This is a genomic window from Nocardioides sp. (assembly GCF_024509035.1).
Taxonomy (GTDB): domain Bacteria; phylum Actinomycetota; class Actinomycetes; order Propionibacteriales; family Nocardioidaceae; genus Nocardioides.
Genome location: NZ_JANINT010000312.1, coordinates 1 through 1605, shown reverse-complemented (window position 1 = coordinate 1605; position 1605 = coordinate 1). Strand labels below are relative to the sequence as shown.

2 protein-coding genes are annotated in these 1605 nt (G+C 73.1%); one reads left to right on the top strand and one right to left on the bottom strand.

The features are described from left to right. Window positions 1-416: DUF559 domain-containing protein (locus Q0L15_RS19745; protein WP_296606304.1), on the top strand; the 416-nt coding region annotated here is incomplete at its 5' end. 72 nt (window positions 417-488) lie between these two features. On the opposite strand, the gene Q0L15_RS19740 is transcribed toward Q0L15_RS19745, so the two are convergent. Then, window positions 489-1605, bottom strand: a 1117-nt coding sequence (locus Q0L15_RS19740; RefSeq protein ID WP_296606302.1) for a hypothetical protein, incomplete at its 5' end; no start/stop codon positions are given.

Here is a 1605-nt window from a genome sequence, read left to right as displayed (position 1 = left end):
GGCTGGGCCGCTACCGCCGCCGCCGGGGCGTGGTGCAGCTGCGCGGTCTGGTCGGCTTGGTGCAGCCGCAGGTCGAGTCGCCACGCGAGTCGTGGGTGCTCCTCGAGATCGCGGATGCGAGCCTGCCCCTGCCGGAGGCGCAGTTCTGGGTGGACGTCGACGGAGTGCGCAGCTATCGGCTCGACTTCGCCTACCCGGACCGGAAGGTCTGTGTCGAGTACGACGGCGACGACGCGCACGGCAGTGAGGAGCAGCGCGCCCACGACGAGGTGCGCAGGGCCTGGCTGCGCGCCCAGGGCTGGATCGTGATCGTCGTGCGCAGGGGCGACTTCACCGGCGCCGCCCTCGACCGCTGGCTCGGCGAGCTGCGTGCGGCGCTCGACCCGGCGTCGGCGTACTCCAATCGCCGGTGGTGAGCTCCCGACTCGATGCTCGCAACTCCCGAATGAACGTGCACAACCCCCGAATGAACGTGCACAACTCCCGAATCAACGGGAGGAGCGGCGGCGGCTGAGGACGAGCGAGCCGGCGGCCACGAGCACCAGGAGCGCGACGGCGGAGCCCCACAGGATCGTGGTCCCGCGGTCGGTCCACCACGGCCAGTGCGGAGCGGGCCGCTCGACCGTCGGGTGGTCCGGGTCGATCAGGTCGACAGCGAGCGTCAGGCTGCCGGGACTGGCGATGCCGACGTCGATGATCGGCCGCGGGGCGCCGCCGTCGGACGCGACCAGGTAGGTCGTGCCGGTGCCGTCGTTGCGGTCGGTGGACACGACCAGGTCCCCAGCGGTCGCACCCAGCGCGAAGACCCTGGTGGCGCCGTCGACGGGGATGTCCCGGACGTCGTCACCCTCGAGGAGGGTGACGACCTCCGTGCCCGGGACGGCCCACGCACCCCCGGGGCCGGCGGCGATCGGCAGGTCGGTGAGGCCGGTGACTCGCGCCCGGTCGGTGTGGCGGCCGTCCCAGAGCCGGAGCCGCGAGCCGCTGCCGACGGCGAGGACACCCCTGTCGTCGATGCCGATGGACACCTCCGGGCTGCCGATGTCGAGCTCGGTCCGCGCGTCCGATGCCAGCTCGATCCTGCCGGCGACGCCGTCGCTGCCACCCATGGACATCTCGGTCCAGGACGCCATCCGTGCGCCGGCCCAGCCGAGCCAGCGTGCGCCGGGCGACCACGCGATCTCGGTGACGACCGTGCCCTCTGCTCCTTCCAGGGCGTACGTCGAGGTCTCGCCGGTGCGCAGGTCGACGACCCGGATCCCGCTCGGGATGGGCTCGTTGTCGGAGTCGGGGCCGAACTCGGCCCACGAGTAAGCGAGCCGGCTGCCGTCGGGTGACAGCGCGATCGTGGGCTCGTGGAGCGTGACGTGCATCCACCAGTTGTTGCCGGCGTAACCGGGGAGGTCGAGCAGGTGGTAGTCACCGTCGGCGGCGCCGACCACGACCGGGAGTCCACCCGCGGGGGTCAGCCACGCCGCCGCCGCAGTCCCCACGGCCGGGTCGTGCTCGACGGCGCCGCTCCGCCAACCGTCCTCGGGGGTCTGGGCCGAGAGCCGGTCGGGCACGCGGTACAGGTGGTCGGGGACGCCGAGGCCGTCCGTCCCC